This is a genomic window from Nocardia terrae (assembly GCF_009760405.1).
Taxonomy (GTDB): Bacteria; Actinomycetota; Actinomycetes; order Mycobacteriales; family Mycobacteriaceae; genus Nocardia; species Nocardia terrae.
In genome coordinates this window covers 1,215,847-1,233,857 of the sequence record NZ_WRPP01000001.1, presented here as the reverse complement: position 1 = coordinate 1,233,857, position 18,011 = coordinate 1,215,847, and the positions used below count along the sequence as shown (strand labels likewise).

General features: G+C 69.2%; 14 protein-coding genes. 8 read left to right on the top strand and 6 right to left on the bottom strand.

Annotated features, from left to right (window positions below; all coding sequences use genetic code 11):
* Positions 1-67 precede the first annotated feature (67 nt).
* Positions 68-3,142 (bottom strand): BTAD domain-containing putative transcriptional regulator, encoded by a 3,075-nt coding sequence (locus tag GPX89_RS05635; protein ID WP_157355444.1) that lies wholly within the window; start codon positions 3,140-3,142, stop codon positions 68-70.
* 24 nt (positions 3,143-3,166) lie between these two features.
* Entirely contained in the window at positions 3,167-4,762 is a 1,596-nt protein-coding gene (locus GPX89_RS05630) for a PucR family transcriptional regulator (protein WP_328601534.1), read from the bottom strand.
* 99 nt (positions 4,763-4,861) lie between these two features.
* On the opposite strand from GPX89_RS05630, the gene GPX89_RS05625 reads away from it, so the two are divergent.
* The 4 genes from GPX89_RS05625 to GPX89_RS05610 all read left to right on the top strand — a co-directional run bounded on the left by GPX89_RS05625 (position 4,862) and on the right by GPX89_RS05610 (position 11,082).
* Complete coding sequence (locus tag GPX89_RS05625; RefSeq protein ID WP_157355443.1) at positions 4,862-6,352, top strand: CoA-acylating methylmalonate-semialdehyde dehydrogenase; 1,491 nt, start codon at positions 4,862-4,864, stop codon at positions 6,350-6,352.
* Positions 6,353-6,448: 96 nt separating this feature from the next.
* Positions 6,449-7,828, top strand: coding sequence for an aspartate aminotransferase family protein (locus GPX89_RS05620; protein WP_157355442.1), 1,380 nt, complete (start codon positions 6,449-6,451; stop codon positions 7,826-7,828).
* A complete protein-coding gene (locus GPX89_RS05615) occupies positions 7,825-9,309 on the top strand; it encodes a gamma-aminobutyraldehyde dehydrogenase (RefSeq protein ID WP_157355441.1) in 1,485 nt (494 codons plus the stop codon). Before GPX89_RS05620 ends, GPX89_RS05615 begins: the two co-directional genes overlap by 4 nt.
* Positions 9,310-9,666: 357 nt before the next feature.
* Complete coding sequence (locus GPX89_RS05610; protein ID WP_157355440.1) at positions 9,667-11,082, top strand: NAD(P)/FAD-dependent oxidoreductase; 1,416 nt, start codon at positions 9,667-9,669, stop codon at positions 11,080-11,082.
* Positions 11,083-11,258: 176 nt separating this feature from the next.
* Here GPX89_RS05610 and GPX89_RS05605 read toward each other — a convergent pair whose 3' ends face one another.
* The gene (locus GPX89_RS05605) at positions 11,259-12,389 is read right to left on the bottom strand and encodes a metallophosphoesterase (RefSeq protein ID WP_328601532.1); all 1,131 of its coding nucleotides are present in this window, start codon (positions 12,387-12,389) and stop codon (positions 11,259-11,261) included.
* A gap of 87 nt (positions 12,390-12,476) precedes the next feature.
* Between GPX89_RS05605 and GPX89_RS05600 the strand changes: the two genes are divergently transcribed.
* Positions 12,477-12,953: an Lrp/AsnC family transcriptional regulator gene (locus GPX89_RS05600; protein ID WP_328601531.1), complete on the top strand. Its 477-nt coding sequence runs from the start codon at positions 12,477-12,479 to the stop codon at positions 12,951-12,953.
* Between the two features lie 506 nt (positions 12,954-13,459).
* A complete protein-coding gene (locus tag GPX89_RS05595) occupies positions 13,460-13,957 on the top strand; it encodes a hypothetical protein (RefSeq protein ID WP_157355439.1) in 498 nt (165 codons plus the stop codon).
* Positions 13,958-13,986: 29 nt separating this feature from the next.
* On the opposite strand, the gene GPX89_RS05590 is transcribed toward GPX89_RS05595, so the two are convergent.
* Positions 13,987-14,616, bottom strand: a complete 630-nt coding sequence (locus tag GPX89_RS05590; protein ID WP_157355438.1) for an HD domain-containing protein — start codon at positions 14,614-14,616, stop codon at positions 13,987-13,989.
* 74 nt (positions 14,617-14,690) lie between these two features.
* Complete coding sequence (locus GPX89_RS05585; protein ID WP_157355437.1) at positions 14,691-15,266, bottom strand: TetR/AcrR family transcriptional regulator; 576 nt, start codon at positions 15,264-15,266, stop codon at positions 14,691-14,693.
* 120 nt (positions 15,267-15,386) lie between these two features.
* Between GPX89_RS05585 and GPX89_RS05580 the strand changes: the two genes are divergently transcribed.
* Together GPX89_RS05580 and GPX89_RS05575 are read left to right on the top strand one after the other, a co-directional pair.
* On the top strand, positions 15,387-16,331 hold the full coding sequence (locus tag GPX89_RS05580; protein WP_157355436.1) for an MBL fold metallo-hydrolase: 945 nt from the start codon (positions 15,387-15,389) through the stop codon (positions 16,329-16,331).
* A 43-nt stretch (positions 16,332-16,374) separates the two neighbouring features.
* A complete protein-coding gene (locus tag GPX89_RS05575; protein WP_235946665.1) occupies positions 16,375-17,364 on the top strand; it encodes an SMP-30/gluconolactonase/LRE family protein in 990 nt (329 codons plus the stop codon).
* 9 nt (positions 17,365-17,373) lie between these two features.
* On the opposite strand, the gene GPX89_RS05570 is transcribed toward GPX89_RS05575, so the two are convergent.
* Entirely contained in the window at positions 17,374-17,997 is a 624-nt protein-coding gene (locus GPX89_RS05570) for a hypothetical protein (RefSeq protein WP_157355435.1), read from the bottom strand.
* Positions 17,998-18,011: the final 14 nt, after the last annotated feature.

Sequence of the window (18,011 nt, the reverse complement as noted above, 5' to 3'; positions counted from 1 at the left end):
TGACCGGGTGCGCTCACCAACCCCTCACCGTCGGCTCACCATCCCTCACCGACGCTCCGACCTGGGATTATTCCCCGTCGAGCAGCGCCAAACCCGCCCGCGCGCGGTCGTGGGCCTCGGCGATGGTGAGCGAACCACCGGCCGGGATGGCCAGCACCGCCGTGTAGTGCTCCCGTGCCAGCTCCGGATCTTCGGTCCGCGCGACGTCGCCCAGTCCACGCAGGGCATTGGCACGCATATCGATAGCACCGTCGGTCCGCGAAAGCTCCACCGCACGCTCGTAATCCGCTCGCGCCGCCGCGACATCGCGCTGGGAGTCCGGACCACCGAAATGAATATCGCCCCGCCTGGTCAGCAGATCGGCGGTGTCGGCGGCCCAGCCCAATTCGGTGTTCACCGCGATGGCCTCATCGATCAGGGCCAGCGAGGTGGCCAGATCCCCGCGCCGCTCGGCCACCGCCGCCAGCTTGTCCAGACTCGCGGCGATCGCCCACCGATCCCCGGTCCCCCGGAAACCCGCCAACGCCATGGTGAATTCGGGTTCGGACTCCTCAACCCTGCCGGACATGAACAACGCGAGCCCATCCCCCAGGTGCAGGAACGCCAGTGACCAGGGGTCGGTGCCGAACAACCGGCGCAACTCCCCTGGTTCGCCGGGCAAGATGCCGCCAGCGATCGCCAGCAGGAACACCAGATGCGGCTGCCGCAGCGGCCCTTCCAGCGCCGCGACCCCCACACCCGCCCGCTCGAGCTCGGCCCTGAGATCATTCCGCCCCCGCGCGGCCACCGCCACGCACAGCGCGAAGGTCTCCGCATCGACGATGACCCGTGCCTCGGCCTGTGAAGCCTTCGCCGCCGGATCCGCACACGGCGCATCGAATCCATCGCGCTCACGAGTCGCTTCAAGGGCCGACCGCCCGACCCGCTCCGCATCGACGGTGACCGGCGGCCCGGCCGGTCCGGCGGTCGCGACCGGATCCGCACACGGTGCGCCGAATTCGCCGCGGCCCAGGGGCGTATCCGCCGCGGATGACCCGTTTCGCTCGGTGTTGCGAGGGCGGGGCAGAGTGTGCCGCAGGGTGTGCGAATTCAGTTCCGGCAGGAGCTTGTTCGCGAGGGCGGGGCCGTCGCCGGGGCGGCCGGTGAGCCACCAGTACCAGGCTTGGGCGGCGATGAGGCGGGCCGCGAGGGTGGGGGCGTTGGTGACGGACCAGTGCAGGGCGGACTGGAGGTTGTCGTGATCAGTGGTGAGGCGGGTCAGGTGGTCGAGCTGGGTGGCGGTGCGCAGCAAGGGGTCTGCGGTTTCGGCGAGGGTGGTGAAGTATTCGGCGTGGGCGCGTTGGGTTTCGGGGTGATCGCCGGATTCGAGGGCTCGGGTGCGGGCGAAGTCGCGAATGGTTTCGAGCATGCGGTAACGGCCCGCGGTCACCTCGAGGAGGGATTTGTCGGCGAGGTCGGCGAGCAGATCGTCGAGGTCGGACCTCAGGTCATCGTCGTCCGCGACGCAGACGTGGCGGGCATGTTCGGCGGTCGCTCCGCCCGCGAAGACCGAGAAGCGTTGGGCCAGTAGCCGTTCGCCGGGATCGAGGAGGTCCCAGCTCCAGGCGACGACGGCTTGGAGGGTCTGGTGGCGGGGTTCGGCGGTGCGGTCGCCGCGGGCCAGCAGGCGGAAGCGGTCGCTCAGGCGGGCGTCGATTTCGGGCAGGTCGAGGGTGCGCAGGCGGGCGGCGGCCAGTTCGATGGCCAGCGGGAGACCGTCGAGGCGGGCGCAGATGCGAGAGACCAGGGCGATCGTGCCCGCGTCGGGGGCGAAGCCGGGCCGGACCGCGGCGGCGCGGTCGGCGAACAGGCGTACGGCCGGGGCGGACAGTTGCTCGGCCAGCGCGGAACCGGTTGCGGCCACCGGCAATTGGGGGACGGGGAACAGCGTTTCACCGGTCACCCGCAGTGCCTCGCGGCTGGTGGCGAGGATGCGCAGGCCCGGGCAGGAGATCAGCAGGCGGTGAGCCAGGCGGGCCACCTCCAGGACGAGGTGCTCGCAATTGTCGAGGATGAGCAGCGGCGGGCGCTCGGCGAGCATGGCGATCAGCTGCGACTCGTCGTCGCGAGGCCCGGCCGCTCCATGCGCCGAGAGGTCGCGGCATCCCATGGACGCCGCGATGGCCTGTGCCACCTGCGCACCGTCTTCCAGCGGAGCCAGTTCGACGAAGCACACCTCGCCCCGGACCCGACTGCCCGCCGCCAGCGACAGACGCGTCTTGCCGGTGCCGCCCGGGCCGAGCAGCGTCACCAGCCGGGCCCGTGCGATCAGCGGCACCAACCGGGCCAGCTCGTCCTCGCGTCCCACGAAGCTGGTGAGCGGTGTCGGCAGGCGCCGATTCGACACCGCCGCGGCCTCTTCCGCGCGCAGGATCGCCAGGTGGGCGTCCATCAGCTCGGCCGACGGGTCGGCGCCCAGCTCGTCGGCGAGCAGACGACGGCCCTGTTCGAATGACTCCAGGGCCTCGGCCTGGCGGCCCGCCGCGTACAGGCCGCGCATGAGCAGGGCTCGGGCTCGTTCGCGAAGCGGATGCGCCGCAACCAGTTCCGAGAGCGCCCCGAGCACCGCCTGCGGCTCGCCGACCGCCAGCGCGGCCTCGGCCCGATCCTCCTCGGCGGCCAGACGCGCCTCACCCAGCCGGGCGGATCGGCTCTCGGCGAAGGGCGCCTCGAGCACATCCGCCAGCGCCGGACCCCGCCACAACCCGAGCGCCTCGTCCAGCAGCGTCAATGCCGCTCCGGCGTCCCTGTCCTGCAAGGCTTTCCTACCCTGCGCCGCGAGCCGGGTGAACCGCAGCGCGTCCACCGCATCCGGATCGACGGCCAACCGGTAACCGGCCCCGGTGGATTCGACGAACTCGTCCTCCCCCAGCCCGGTGCGCAGGGCCCGCCGCAACCGCGACACCTGCGACTGCAAGGCGTGGCCCGCGTCCCCCGGCGGCTGCTCCCCATACAGCTCGTCGATGAGCCGTTCGCGGCCCACCACTCGACCCGCATCCAATGCCAACGCCGCCAACAAGGCCCGCACCTGCGGACCCCCGATCGGGAACGGAACCCCATCGGCCCGCCACGCCTCGATCGGACCCAAGATCCCGAACTCCACGCGGCAAGTATGCCCGGGTCCCGATCAGCGGGTTTCGGGGACCAGATCGCGGATGAGCAGGGCGGTGTGCAGGGAGGTGCGGGTTTCGCCGTCGTCGAGGTGGACGGCGAGGATGCGTTCGATACGGGAGAGGCGGTCGTAGAGGGTGGGGCGGCTGATGTTGAGGCGTTTGGCCAGTTCGGTTTTGTTGCCGGCCAGGTCGAGGAACAGGCGCAGGGTGCGGGTGAGGTCGGTGTCGTTGCGGATGTCGTGGCGCAGCAGGGCGCTCAGTTCGGTTTCGGCGAAGCGCTGGACGCCGGGCTCGTCGCGGATGAGGGAGAGCAGGCCGCGCAGGCGGATGTCGCCGCTGCGGTAGTAGGGGCGGGTGGTCGAAGAAGCCAGGGAGAGCGCCACTTCGGCGACGTGAGCGGCCTGGGCCAGCTCGCGGGCGGAGTCGAGCAGGGAGTCGGATTCGGCGGCGGCGCCGATGACGGCGCGTTCCACACCGGGCACCCGGCGGATCTCGGCGAGCATGGCGGCGCAGACGGCGGCGAGGGCGGCGTCCAGGTCACCGCCGCGAGAGATGGCCAGCACCATGGTGATTCGAGTGCCGTGGTCGGGCGCGGCCAGCGCGGTCGCCTTGGCCAGGGCCACGCCGTGCAGGGCGGCGTCGAGCAGGGCGGCCGTGCGGCGCTGCTGCGCCACCGGATCGGCCTCCGCGGCGGCCGCGATCTCCACGGCCAGGGGAACGTATCGGGCGCGGCGGGCCAGGCCGAGGGCCGCGGCCAGCGCCACCGCGTCGCGTTCGTCGGTGACACGGCCGGTGACCATGTCGTCGATGAGCCCGGTCTGCGCCTGCCGGTGCAGGCCGAAGCGGTCGCGCTCGATCATGCGGTGCAGGGTCAGGGTCTGGGCGGCGCGTTCGAGGACCATGCGGGCGCGGGCGTCGGGTCCGCGGCCCGAACGCAGGATGAGCCGACCCCAGGGTTGCGTGTGCGGGCCCACCGGAACGACATTCGGGTCGGTGTCGGGCAGCAGCCGCGAGGTGGACTCCCAGCGCTCGAGCAGGGCCGGGGTGCCGGTGTGGCGGGCGGTCAGCGCCAGCACGCGGTGGGTGAGGTCCTCGAGCACGACCGAGGCGTCCAGCATCCCGGCAGCGGTCTTCACGATCTCGGCCAGCGAAGCGCGGCGCACGCTCAGCGCGGTGAAGGTCTCGTGCACGGTGCGCGCGAATTCCAGCTCGTCGTACTGGTCGGCCACGATCACCCGGTGCACCGCCTCGGTGATCTCCACGAACCGCACCACCTCGTGCAGCGCCACCACCGGCAATCCGAGACGGTCCGCGGTCGCGCCCACCACCGGCGGCAATTCCCGCACGTAGGTGCCCAATTCGACGACCAGGCCCGAAACCCCGGCGGCGGCCAGCGCTTCCAGATACCCGACGGTGGCCGCGTCGCTACCGGCCAGCGCCTGCCCGGTGGTGAGAATCAGTTCCCGCCCGACCAGCAGCTTCGCGACGTCGGGAAGTTCGCTCACATGCACCCAGCGCACCGGGCGATCCAGGGATCCGCCGCCCACGAGTTCGGGCAGCCCGGCGCGTACCACCGGCATGGCTACGACGTCGGCAACGGTGAGGTGCACCGACGAATCGTAAAACGAAGCGCGAAATCGCGCACATAATGTCGGGGGTCAACCGGCCGGTAATGCCGCAGAGTGAGGACGGACGACACAGGAGGAGACATGCAGACCATCGCTCACTGGCTCGACGGCAAGCCCTTCGCCGGATCGAGCACGGCGACCGCGCCCGTCACCAATCCCGCCACCGGTGTGGTGACCGGACAGGTCGCGCTGGCTTCCGCGGCCGATGTGCGCACCGTGGTCGAGGCCGCCGCGGCCGCCTTCCCGGCCTGGCGCGACGCGTCCCTGGCCAAGCGCACCCAGGTGCTGTTCCGCTTCCGCGAGCTGCTCAACGAGCGCAAGGAGGAGCTGGCCGCGATCATCACCAGCGAGCACGGCAAGGTGCTCGCCGATGCCATGGGCGAGGTGAGCCGCGGCCTGGAGATCGTGGAATTCGCCTGCGGCATACCGCATCTGCTCAAGGGCGGGTACACCGAGAACGCCTCCACCAAGGTCGACATCTTCTCGGTGCGCCAAGCGCTGGGGCCGGTGGCGATCATCTCGCCGTTCAACTTCCCGGCCATGGTGCCCATGTGGTTCTTCCCCGTGGCCATCGCGGCCGGAAACACGGTGGTGCTCAAGCCGAGTGAGAAGGATCCGTCCTCGTCGCTGTGGATGGCCGAGCTGTGGCAGGAGGCCGGGCTGCCCGCCGGGGTGTTCAATGTGGTCCAGGGCGACAAGGTGGCGGTGGACGAGCTGCTGGAAAACCCTGCCATCAAGGCGATCTCGTTCGTCGGCTCGACGCCGATCGCCAAGTACGTCTACGTGAACGGCACCGCGCACGGCAAGCGCGTGCAGGCCCTGGGCGGGGCCAAGAACCACATGGTGGTGCTGCCGGACGCCGATCTGGACCTGGCCGCCGACGCCGCGGTGAACGCGGGATTCGGATCGGCCGGCGAGCGCTGCATGGCCGTCAGCGCGCTGGTGGCGGTCGGTTCCATCGCCGATGATCTGGTGGCCCGGATCGCCGAGCGCGCCAAGACCATTCGCACCGGCGACGGCACCCGCGGCACCGACATGGGTCCGCTGGTCACCGAGGCGCACCGGGACAAGGTGGCCGCCTACATCGCGGCGGGCGAATCCGCCGGGGCCACCGTGGTACTCGACGGCCGCACGGTGAAGGCGGACGGCGCAGACGACGGATTCTGGCTCGGCCCCACGATTCTCGACCATGTCGGCACCGAGATGAGCGTCTACACCGACGAGATCTTCGGCCCGGTGCTCTCCGTCGTCCGGGTCGAGAGCTACGACGAGGCACTCGCGCTGATCAACGCCAACCCCTACGGCAACGGCACCGCCCTGTTCACCAATGACGGCGGCGCGGCCCGGCGCTTCCACAACGAGGTCGAGGTGGGCATGGTCGGCATCAACGTCCCCATCCCGGTTCCCATGGCCTACTACAGTTTCGGCGGCTGGAAGAACTCCCTGTTCGGCGATTCGCATGCGCACGGCACCGACGGCGTGCACTTCTTCACCCGCACCAAGGCCGTCACCACCCGCTGGCTCGACCCGAGCCACGGCGGGCTGAACCTCGGCTTCCCGCAGAACCACTGAGCCTCCGCGAACAAAGAACCACTGAGCCTCCGCGAACAAAGAACCACTGAGCCTCCGCGAACAAAGAGCGCCGGAACACATCGAAGGGATCGTGCGATGACTCTCCCCAATGGCCTGACCCCTGAAGCGGCACGCGAAAAGGCGGCCCGCGCATACGAACTCGACCGTGAGCACGTCTTCCACTCGTGGTCGGCGCAGAAATCGCTGAATCCCATGGTGATCACCGCGGCCCAGGGCTGCTACGTGTGGGACGGCGACGGCAACCGGCTGCTGGACTTCTCCTCGCAGATGGTGAACACCAATATCGGGCACCAGCATCCGAAGGTGGTGGCCGCCATCCAGGAGCAGGCGGGCACGCTGTGCACCATCGGCCCGGCGTTCGTGAACGACGCGCGCTCGGAGGCGGCGCGGCTCATCGCCGAGCGCACGCCCGGCGCGCTGAACCGGATCTTCTTCACCAATGGCGGCGCGGACGCGGTCGAGCACGCGGTGCGCATGGCCCGGTTGCACACCGGGCGGTACAAGGTGCTCGCGCGCTACCGCTCCTATCACGGCGGCACCGAGACCGCGGTCAACCTGACCGGTGACCCGCGGCGCTGGCCCAACGACCACGGCAATGCCGGGGTGGTGCACTTCTTCGGGCCGTTCCTGTACCGCTCGCAGTTCCACGCCACCACCGAGGCCGAGGAGACCGAGCGGGCGCTGCAGCACCTCGAGCAGACCATCGTCTTCGAGGGGCCGAGCACCATCGCGGCCGTCATTCTGGAGTCGGTGCCGGGCACGGCCGGGATCATGGTGCCGCCGCCGGGATACCTGGCCGGGGTGCGGGCGCTGTGCGACAAGTACGGCATCGTGTTCATCGCCGACGAGGTGATGGCGGGGTTCGGGCGCACCGGGAAGTGGTTCGCCATCGATCATGCTTCTGATGGGCACAGTGAGGTGGTGCCGGATCTGCTCACCTTCGCCAAGGGCGTCAACTCCGGGTACGTGCCGCTGGGTGGCGTGGCCATCGCGCCGCACATCGCCGCCACCTTCGACGATCGGCCGTATCCCGGTGGGCTCACCTACTCCGGGCATCCACTGGCCACGGCCGCCGCTGTCGCCACCATCAACGCGATGGCCGAGGAACGCATCGTGGAGAACGCCGCCGATATGGGTGAGCGCGTGATCGGGCCCGCCCTGCGCGAATTGGCCGACCGGCACCCGAGTGTCGGGGAGGTCCGGGGACTCGGTGTGTTCTGGGCCGTCGAACTGGTCCGCGATCGCAGCACCCGCGAACCGCTGGCCCCCTACGGCGGCAGCAGCCCGGCCATGACCGAGGCGGTCGCCGCCGCCAAGGCCGCCGGACTGCTGCTGTTCGTGAACTTCAACCGGCTGCACGTGGTCCCGCCCTGCACGATCTCCGAGGCCGAGGCCAAGGAGGGGCTCGCCATTCTCGATCAGGCGCTGACCGTCGCCGACGGGCACACTGTATGACTGTGGAACTGCAATTCATCGGCGGCGCATCGTGTTCCGGTTCGGGTGCGCCATTGTCGATCATCGAACCCGCGACCGGGGCGGAGATCGCCTCGGGTGCGGGCGCGAACGCCGCCGACGTCGAGGCCGCGGTATCCGCGGCCCGGGACGCGTTCGGGGACTGGGCCGCCCGCACGCCGGGCGCCCGGTCGGACATCATGCACGAGTGGGCGCGGCTGCTGCGCGAACGCGCCGGTGAACTCGCGGCGGTGGAAAGCGCCAACGCGGGCAAGCCGATTCGCCTGGCGAGCGAGTTCGACGTGCCCGGCACCATCGACAACACCGCCTTCTTCGCCGGGGCCGCACGGCATCTCGAGGGCAAGGCGAGCGCCGAGTACTCCGGCGACCACACCTCCTCGATCCGCCGCGAGCCGCTCGGCGTGATCGGGTCCATCGCGCCGTGGAACTACCCGCTGCAGATGGCGGCCTGGAAGATCCTGCCCGCCGTCGCGGCCGGAAACACGGTGGTGCTCAAGCCTTCCGAGCTGACCCCGATGTCCTCGCTGCTGTTCGCGCGGGCGGCGGTCGACGCGGGCGTGCCGCCGGGGGTGGTCAATATCCTCACCGGGACCGGCGGTGAGGCCGGTCAGCCGCTGGTGGAGCACCCTGGCGTGGCCATGGTCTCGTTCACCGGCTCCACCGGCGTGGGCAGACGGGTGGCCGCGACCGCCGCCGGCGCGGTCAAGCGGGTCCATCTCGAACTCGGCGGCAAGGCGCCGTTCGTGGTGTTCGACGACGCCGACCTCGAGGCCGCCGCGCGCGGTGCGGTCGCCGGCGCGTTGATCAATGCCGGGCAGGACTGCACGGCCGCGACCCGCGCCTATGTGCAGCGTCCGCTGTTCGAGGAATTCGTGGGCCGGGTGGCCGACCTCATGGATCAGGTGCGGCTGGGGCCGGTTTCGGACCCGGAGACCGATATGGGATCGCTCATTTCCCGCGCGCACCGCGACAAGGTGATGGGCATGGTGGAACGCGCCCGGGAGTCCGGCGCGAAAATCGTTCGCGGCGGCCGAATTCCGGACCATACACCCGAGGCGGGCGCCTATTTCGAACCGACCCTGATCACGGGAGCGGCCCAGCATTCGGAGATCGTGCAGCAGGAGATCTTCGGCCCGGTCCTGGTCGTGCTGCCCTTCGACACCGATGACGAGGCCATCGAGCTGGCCAATGACACCCCGTACGGCCTGGCCGCCTCGGCCTGGTCCCGCGGCGTGTACCGCACCCAGCGTGCGAGCCGGGAGATTCGTGCGGGCTGTGTGTGGATCAACGACCACATTCCGATTGTCAGTGAGATGCCGCACGGCGGATACAAGTCCTCCGGGTTCGGAAAAGACATGTCCGCGTACGCATTCGACGAGTACACGAATATCAAGCACGTCATGTCCGATATCACGGCGGTCGCGCGCAAACCCTGGCACGAGGTGATCTTCCGCGCCGAGTAACGGCGACGACACGGTATCGAGCCGGTTCCGGCAATCCCCCGGGAATTGAGCTATCCTCACGGCACACGTCACGTTCTGAGGTGGTTACCGTGGACACCCGCATTGCCGGGTCGGACCCGAGGCTGCAGCACGCAGCCATGAATATCGCCGGGCAGCTGCGCATGCGCCGCCGCTGCGACGATCGCGCCGCCACCAGCTGACCCCGTTCCCGACCGCCGGTCGTCCGTTCGCGGACCGACCGGCGGTTTTTCGCATACCCGGGAACGGGGTTACCGCTTATCTGCACACGGGCCAGCACATCCGTAGTTGGAGCCGAACGGCCGGACCGATCGGCGAGAGAGAAGGAGTTGATCGGCCATGTCGGCCAAAGGGAGCAAACTGTGGGCGTCGGCCCTGAAAGATTCAGTACCGACGCCGTATTGGACCGACCGGCCCGAGCGGCCGACCCCCACCGATCCCCTCACCACCGCCGCGCACACGGATCTGGCCGTCATCGGTGGCGGATACAGCGGACTGTGGACCGCGCTGCTGGCCAAGGAACGCAATCCCGGCACCGATGTGGTGCTGCTGGAATCCGGCCTCTGCGGACACGCGGCCTCGGGCCGCAACGGCGGATTCTGTTCCGCCAGCCTGACTCACGGCCTGGCCAACGGCATGGAGCGCTTTCCCGACGAGATCGGGCAGCTCGAACGCCTCGGCCGCTCCAATCTCGACGATATCGAGAAGGCCATCCTGCGCTACGGCATCGACTGCGACTTCGAGCGCACCGGCGAGATGGAGGTCGCCACCGCGCCGCACGAGATCGAATGGCTGCGGGAAAGCCACGACGCCGCCGAATCCCTCGGCTACCGCACCGAATTGCTGGACGCGGGCCAGGTGCGGGGCATGGTGCACTCACCCACCTATCTCGGCGGCTGGTGGGACCGCGACGGGGTCGCCATGCTGGATCCGGCGCGGCTGGCGTGGGGACTGCGGCGCGCCTGCCTCGAATCCGGGGTGCGCATCTACGAAGGCACTCCCGTGCAACGCATTTCGAAATCCTGCGGCGGCACGCTGACCCTGCACACCCCGCACGGCGAGGTGCGCGCGCCCCGGGTCGCGTTGTGCACCAGCGCGTTCGCGGGTCCGGTGCCCAAGGTGTCACGGCATGTGGTGCCGGTCTACGACTACGCGCTCATGACCGAACCGCTCACCGCGCAACAGCTCGACAGCATCGGCTGGCACACCCGCATGGGACTCGGCGACGCCTCCTACCGCTTCCACTACTACCGGCTGACCAGCGACAACCGCATCCTCTTCGGCGGCTACGACGCCATCTACCACTTCGGCAACCGCATCGCGCCCACCCTGGAATACAACGAGGCCACCTTCGAAACCCTGGCCCAGCACTTCTTCCAGACCTTCCCGCAACTGGACGGCCTGCGCTTCACCCACCGCTGGGGCGGCGTCATCGACACCTGCGGCCGCTTCTGCGCCTTCTTCGGCTCGGCCTACAAGGGCAGACTCGTCTACGCCGCGGGCTACACCGGCCTCGGCGTCGGCGCGACCCGCTTCGGCGCGGAAGTCATGCTCGACCGACTCTGGAACCTCGACACCGACCGCACCCGCCTCCGCATGGTCCGCTCCCGCCCCCTCCCCCTCCCCCCGGAACCGTTGCGCTCCGCGGGAATCCACCTCACCCGCTGGTCCCTGGCCCGCGCCGACGCCCACCAGGGCCGCCGCAACCTCTGGCTGAAAACCCTCGACTACACCGGCCTGGGCTTCGACTCCTAACCGCTCGTCGAGTGGCACATCCCGGAAGGTATTTGTCCGTTCAGTCCCGAAAAATGTGCCACTCGGCGAATAGCCGCGCGGGGAGGTCGACACGGCGGAGCCGCGAGGAGGCTGGAAGGCAGGTGAGGGGGCCCGGCTCAGCCCGCTCTAGGCCGCTTTTGTCTTCTTCTCTTCGATCACGCGGCGGGGGCGCGGAGGATGAGGACGGTGATTTCGCTGGGGGCGAAGAGGCGGAGTTGGGGGCCCCAGAAGCCGGTGCCTCGGCTGGTGTAGAGCTGGGTGTGGGTGCCGTGGCGGGAGAGACCGGCTACGACGGGCTGGTCGAGGCGGACCAGGTAGCGGAAGGGCCAGATCTGGCCGCCGTGGGTGTGGCCCGAGATCTGCAGGGCCACACCGGCGGAGACCGCGTCGGTGACCTGTTTGGGCTGGTGGGCCAGCAGGATGACCGGGTGGGAGGGGTCGGCTCCGGCCAGGGCCTTGGTGATGTCGGGGCCGTGGCCGGGCAGGCCGGCGCCGGTCGGGTCGTCGATGCCCGCGAGCACCAGGCTGTCGCCGTTGCGGGTGATGACCTGGTGCTGGTTGCGCAGCGGCCGCCAGCCCAGGCCGGACATGTGCTCGATCCAGCCGGGAGCGTCGCCGAAGTACTCGTGGTTGCCGGTGATGTAGTAGCGGCCGAATTCGGATTCGACCTTGCCGAGCGGGTCGACCTGCGCCTTGCGGGCGGCCACTGAGCCGTCGGCGAGATCGCCCGCGTGGCAGGCGATGTCGGGGCGTTGGGCGTTGACCGTCTCGACCACCCGCTCCGACCAGCGCAGCCGATCGGTCGCGGCGTAGTGGGTGTCGGTGACGACCACCATCCGCAGTCCGTCCAAACCCGCACCGAGACCGGGGATCTCGACCTCGACCGCGCGCACCCGGGGCAGCCGTCGTGCCTCGTAGATCGCCCACGCGCTCAACCCGGCCCACACCACGAGCACACCGGCCGCGACGATGCGCGAGCGCGCCGGGTCGTCCACGCCCGCGAGAGCGAGACCGCCGCGCACCACCGCACCGATCACCGACCAGGTGAACAACACCCACATCAGGCCCAGCAGGGTGTCGCCGACCAGCGACGCCGCATCGGATTGCCGGGGGCCGTGCCCGAGCAGCATGCCCGCGGGCAGGGCCAGGTAGCCGAGCGCGAAAACCGCCGTACCCAACCAGAACCAGGGCCCGGACAGGGTCGTGTAGACCAGCAGCCACCACGGGAGGGCGAACAGGAGCGCGGGAATGCCTAGAAACAGAACCGCGCGCGGAACGTACTTCACGGGAGATCATCCTTGTCGGACCGATAACCGCCGGAATCGGCGTGCGCTATCCAACGTACCGTGCCCCATCGGGAAGGATGATCACTCGTGACCGACCAGACCTCCGGCCGGGGAGCCCCCAACCTCGACGACATCTCCAAACAGATCATCGCCCAGCTCCAGGAGGACGGCCGCCGCGCCTACGCCACCATCGGCAAAGCCGTCGGCCTCTCCGAAGCCGCCGTCCGCCAGCGCGTCCAAAAACTCGCCGACGCGGGCGTCATCCAAATCGTCGCCGTCACCGACCCCCTCCAGGTCGGCCTCTTCCGCCAGGCCATGATCGCCATCACGGTCGACGGCCCCGTCCAACCGGTGGCCGACACCTTGGCCGCCATCGAAGAAATCAACTACGTCGTAGTCTGCGCCGGCCGCTACGACATCCTCTGCGAAGCCGTCTGCCCCGACGACGAAGCCCTCCTCGACCTCGTCTCCACCCGCATCCGCGGCCTCGCCGGCGTCCGCCACGCCGAAATCATGATCTACCTCAAACTCCGCAAACAAACCTACAAATACGGCACCCGCTGACCGCATCAGCCGACTCCCCCAGCTCAGGAGTCCTTGTGCTGGAACGTGATAGCGAATCCATCGCCTCGCCGAACTTCAATCCTGCGGGGCGGTCGGTGGCCCGGCATCGAGCTTCTCGACGGCCGCGACCTGGCCATCCCGATGATCATGGGCCTAAACGTGCGCCAAGGCAGCCGGATGGGTGGAAAACCGCCTTCCGACGACGACTTGTGCACGAGTAGGCCCATCGTCCGCGTCAGGGGCCTGCGGGCGCGTCCTCGATATCCGAGATGAGCCTGGTGGACAGATCGCTTTGCACGGCCGGCCGGGTTCGGCACTCACCGCAGCCTTGAACCCGCGCCGGTGCTCGAGCCGCCGCGGACAACAAATATTCCTCCGGGAAGCCGGTACCGCAATGACTGCACCCGCTGACGAAGCGCTGGACCAACAGACATCGGCCAGCTACCGTTCCGATCGGTAGTCACTTTTCAATCGGCGTTCACATCGATACCTGGAAAGGGGCTGGAATGAGGCTCTTCACGCTGCTCGCCGCGATCGCGTCACCGGTCGCGATGACCGTCCTGACGGCAACCGCGCCGGTCGCCGCGGCGGACGACTCGATTTACCAGGAGTTCGCGCCCGCGCCTGTCACCACGTCGATCCCCGGGTGCTCCGGTACGGCCCGGGCGAATGTGCGCGGTCAGTCGGCGCTCCCGGCCAATGCGTACGCGGGCATGGACGCCGCGAGCTACACCTTCTCCGAGATCACGGTCTGGTTCGATCGCGATACGTCCGGCGGGACGAACTCGAGCGGGTCGATGCTGCCCTGCGCGTTGTCGTCCACCGTGACGCTGCACAATCTGGACACCGGGGCCACCAAGACGGAGACACTCACGGTGCAGCCCACCGGATTCCGCGCGGGTGGCGCCTCGATGAACTTGGTCGGTCCCGGGCACATCGAAGCCACGGTGAGCACGAACCCGGACCCGGCGACGATCGTGATCTTCGTTCCGGACCCCAACTGAGGCCCGTCGAGTAGCCCTCGCCTGCGCGTCTATTCGCCGGTGAGCGTGGCCAATTCGGCGGCGAGGTTGGCGCGGGCGGCGGAGTCGTAGCGGGCGCGCGCCGTGGGGGTGCGGAACAGGTCCGGCTGTTCGGCGAGGGCGCTGAGGACCGCGGCGCGGCCGGAGCGGAACAATTCGTCGGGGACGTGGGCGTATTCGGCTCGGACGGCGGCGGTGTAGGCGGCGTAGGCGGTCGGGTCGGCGGCGAGGATGGCCAGGTCGGCGTCGCAGAGGACCGCGCCGTTGCGGTCGGCGGGGTCGGGGTGGTGGCCGCCGGTGAGGCGGACCAGGCGGGCCACCTCGGCGACGGTGTCCTCGTCGATGCCCAGGGCGGGGAGGGTGGTTTCGGCCAGGCGCGCGCTGGCCTCCTCGTTGTCGGTGCCGTCCATGTTGTAGACGGCGTCGTGGAAGAAGGCGGCGTAGCGGACCGCGTCGAGGTCCTCGGCGTCGGCGGCCAGGTCGTCGATGACGGCCAGCATGGCGGCCAGGTGGTCGACGGTGTGGTAGCGGCGGTGCGGCTCGCTGTAGCGGCGGATCAGGTCCTCCCCCACCGCATGCGCCTGCGGCCCGGCCAATTTCGTCCAGCGGTCCAGCAGATCCGCGTGCAGGCTCTTCCCCATCCGGGCAGTGTGCCCAATGTTCGGGCCGGAGAAAAGGGCTCCGGCACCGTGGGATTCACCACTGGCGGATACGGTCACTCCGCGCCGAGGGTGAGGTAACGCTGGATAGTCGGCCCGATGTCGGCGACGATCTGCTCGTGGGTGAGCGCGACCACCGGCGGCAGCCGCAGGACGTAGCGGCACAGCGCGAGTCCCAGAATCTGGGTGGCGATCAGCCCGGCCCGGTGCGGCGCGTCCGACGGGTCGCCGAAGCGCAGCACCGCGGGCATGAGCTGCTGGGCGAAAATGCGCTGGGTCCGTTCGACCACCATCTCGTCGCTCAGGGCCGAACGCATGAGGGTGAGCAGGATTTCGCTGGTCGGCGGCTGCTCCCACAGTTCGACGAAGCGACCGGCGATCAGAGCGCCCAGCGAATCCGGCTCGGCCGCACCGAGATCCGGTAACTCCAGGTCGACATCCAGTGCGGCGTCGAACAATCCGTCCTTGTTGCCGTAGTACCGCATGACCATCGACGGATCGATCCCGGCATCCGCCGCGATCGCCCGAATCGTCGCCTTGCGATAACCGTCCTCGGCGAACCGCCGCCGCGCCGCTTCCAGAATCGCCGCGCGGGTGGCATCGGACCGCCGCGGACTCGTCTCCACCGTCATGCCCACAAGTGTAGGCCAACATTTGTTGACACCCAAGCGCCCTCTCGCTACCGTAGATGCCAACAGACGTTGACCAACGCTTGTTGACCTTGAAAACATTTGCGCACAAAGGATTCAGCCATGAACGACCAGACCCGCGAACTCGCCGAACGACCGCAGGACTACCTCGGGCCGAACCTCAACCCGGCCGGACTGGAATTGCTGCCGCACGAGATCGGCCCGGGCGTGCACGCACTGCTGGCGAACATCCCGCCGAAGGACAACAACGGCGTGATCTTCGGACGGGATGCCGCGCTGGTAATCGACGCGGGCATCAACGGGGACGTCTCCCACCAGATCCAGGGAATCGTCGAGCGGCTGACCGACCGGCCCTTGAAGTTCCTGGTCAACACGACCTATCACGGTGACCACACCTTCGGGAACGCGGCGTTCCCGGAGTCGGTGACGATCGTCAGCTCGAAGGCCAATCGCGACAGCATGCGCGACCTCGACTACGAGAAGCGCATGCGGTTCGGCAATATGCGCGGCGACGAGAACCCGCTGGCGAGCGTCACCAGCTGGCGCAAGCCGGAGGTGGTCTTCGACCGGCACGCGGCGATCGACCTCGGTGGAAAGACCGTGGAGCTGTGGCACTTCGGGCCCGGCAACGGCCCCGGCGACACCATCGTGTTCGAGCCCGAGACGGCCACGGCCTGGACCGGCAACTTCCTCATGAGCGCGGGCCTGCCGCCGATGCTGCTCGAGGGCGGCCCCGGCCCGTACCTGGAGAGCCTGCGGGCCATGCGGGAGACGCTGCCCGTCGAGCTCGTGGTCCCCGGCCACGGTCCGATGGGCGACGGCCCGGCGGCATTGCGCAATTTCATCGAGTACCTCGAGTTCCTGCGGGACGAGGTGGGCAAGGCCGCCGCTGCGGGCTGGACGGTGGACGAGACGATCGACCGCATCCCGACCCCGGCCTTGCTGCGGCTGCCCGCCAACGTTCACCCCACTCCGGAATTCGAGCAACTGCTGGGCCACCTGCACCGGCTGAATGTGCTGGCCACCTACCGGGATTCGCAGCCCTGAGCGACCGGTGTCGCCGCCGGGTGCGGCGCGGTTAGATGAGGGCATGTCTATGCAGCCCCGGCGCTGGACGCCGCCCAAGGCGACGCCGCGCGCCCGTGAAACCCACAGTGAGCCACCGATGCCCGCGCTGCGACGGCTCGAAGTGCCCGGCGCAGGGCCCGAGGATGTGGTGGTCGCGGCCGACGGCAGAGTGATCGCGGGGCTGGCCGACGGCACCCTCGTCGCCGTCCATCCCGCCGACGGTGCCGTCGAGGAGATCGGGCATACCGGCGGACGGCCGCTCGGCCTGCACGCGAACCCCGATGGGTCACTGCTCATCTGCGATGCCGAACGCGGGCTGCTGCGTCTCGACAAGCCGGGTGGACAGTTCGAGGTGCTGGTCTCCGAGGTCGACGGCGTGCCGTTGAACTTCGCCAGCAATGTGTTCGCCGACGGCGACACCGTCTATTTCTCCGAGTCCACCCGGCACTGGAAGCTCGGCGAGTACATGGGCGACATGCTCGAGCACTCCGAGACCGGGCGACTACTGCGCCGCAACCCCGACGGCAGCGTCGAACCCCTGGTCGACGGACTGAAGTTCGCCAATGGCATCGTGCTCGCCCCGGACCGCTCCTGTGTGCTGGTCGCCGAGACCGGCGGCTACAGCATCACCCGCTACTGGCTGTCCGGGCCGAAGGCGGGCACCCACGACTACTTCACGCAGAATCTGCCCGCCTTCCCCGACAATATGGGCCTCGGCTCCGACGGCCTGATCTGGGTGGCGCTGGTGTCACCGCGAAATCCACTGCTGGACACGCTGCTTCCGCTCCCGGGCGTGCTGCGGCGGCTGGTCTGGGCGATTCCCGAAGCCCTGCAACCGAAACCGGCGCGCACGGTGTGGGTGCAGGCCTTCGATTTCGACGGCACGCTGGTTCACGACCTGCAGCGCGAGGGCACCGACTACGCCATGGTCACCGGCGTCGCCGAACAGGGCGGCACGATCTTCCTCGGCAGCCTCACCGAGTCGGCCATCGCCGTCACCCGAGTCCCCTAGTCCCGCGGGCTATTTGGTGGGCAGGGCGTTCTGCAGCCCGCCCACCTCGGTGATCTTCCACCCCGAGTTGCGGTCGATGGTCAGCGCGTAGGTGACGGTGCTCTGGGTGCCGTCGGCGGTCTGGGCACTGGTGGAGGTGACATTGAGGTAGGCGTTGACCTTGTAGATGCCGCCGGATTCCGAGGTCACCGCCGCCGAGAGAGCCGTGGCCTTGGAGGTCCACTGCAGGGGCAGCAGGATCTGCTCGAGTTGCGGTGCGGTGGCGTCGAATTTGGCCGACAGCGCGGGCGTGGTGCCCGCCTGCAGGCGACCCAGCCAGCCCTTCACGTCGTGGTAGTCGATGGTGGAGGCGCCCAGGGCGTAGTCGGTGGCGATCTGTTCGGCGTGCCGGTCGGCGGCGGCGGTGGCGTCGCGGTCGGAGAGGGTGGAGGCCGCCGAGGCCCACAGCGCCCCGAAGGTGATCGCGACCGCGAGCAGGGCGACGAGCGCGGTGCCGATCAGCACGGTGGAGAGCCGAATCGACACGGTGAACGAGGTTTTCGCGGCCGCGCGCGATTTCCCGGCGGACTTCTCGGCGGGCGTCTCGGCGGACTTCTCGGACGCCGCCGGGGTCTCCTCGATGGTGGTGGTCATGATGGTCCTTTCGC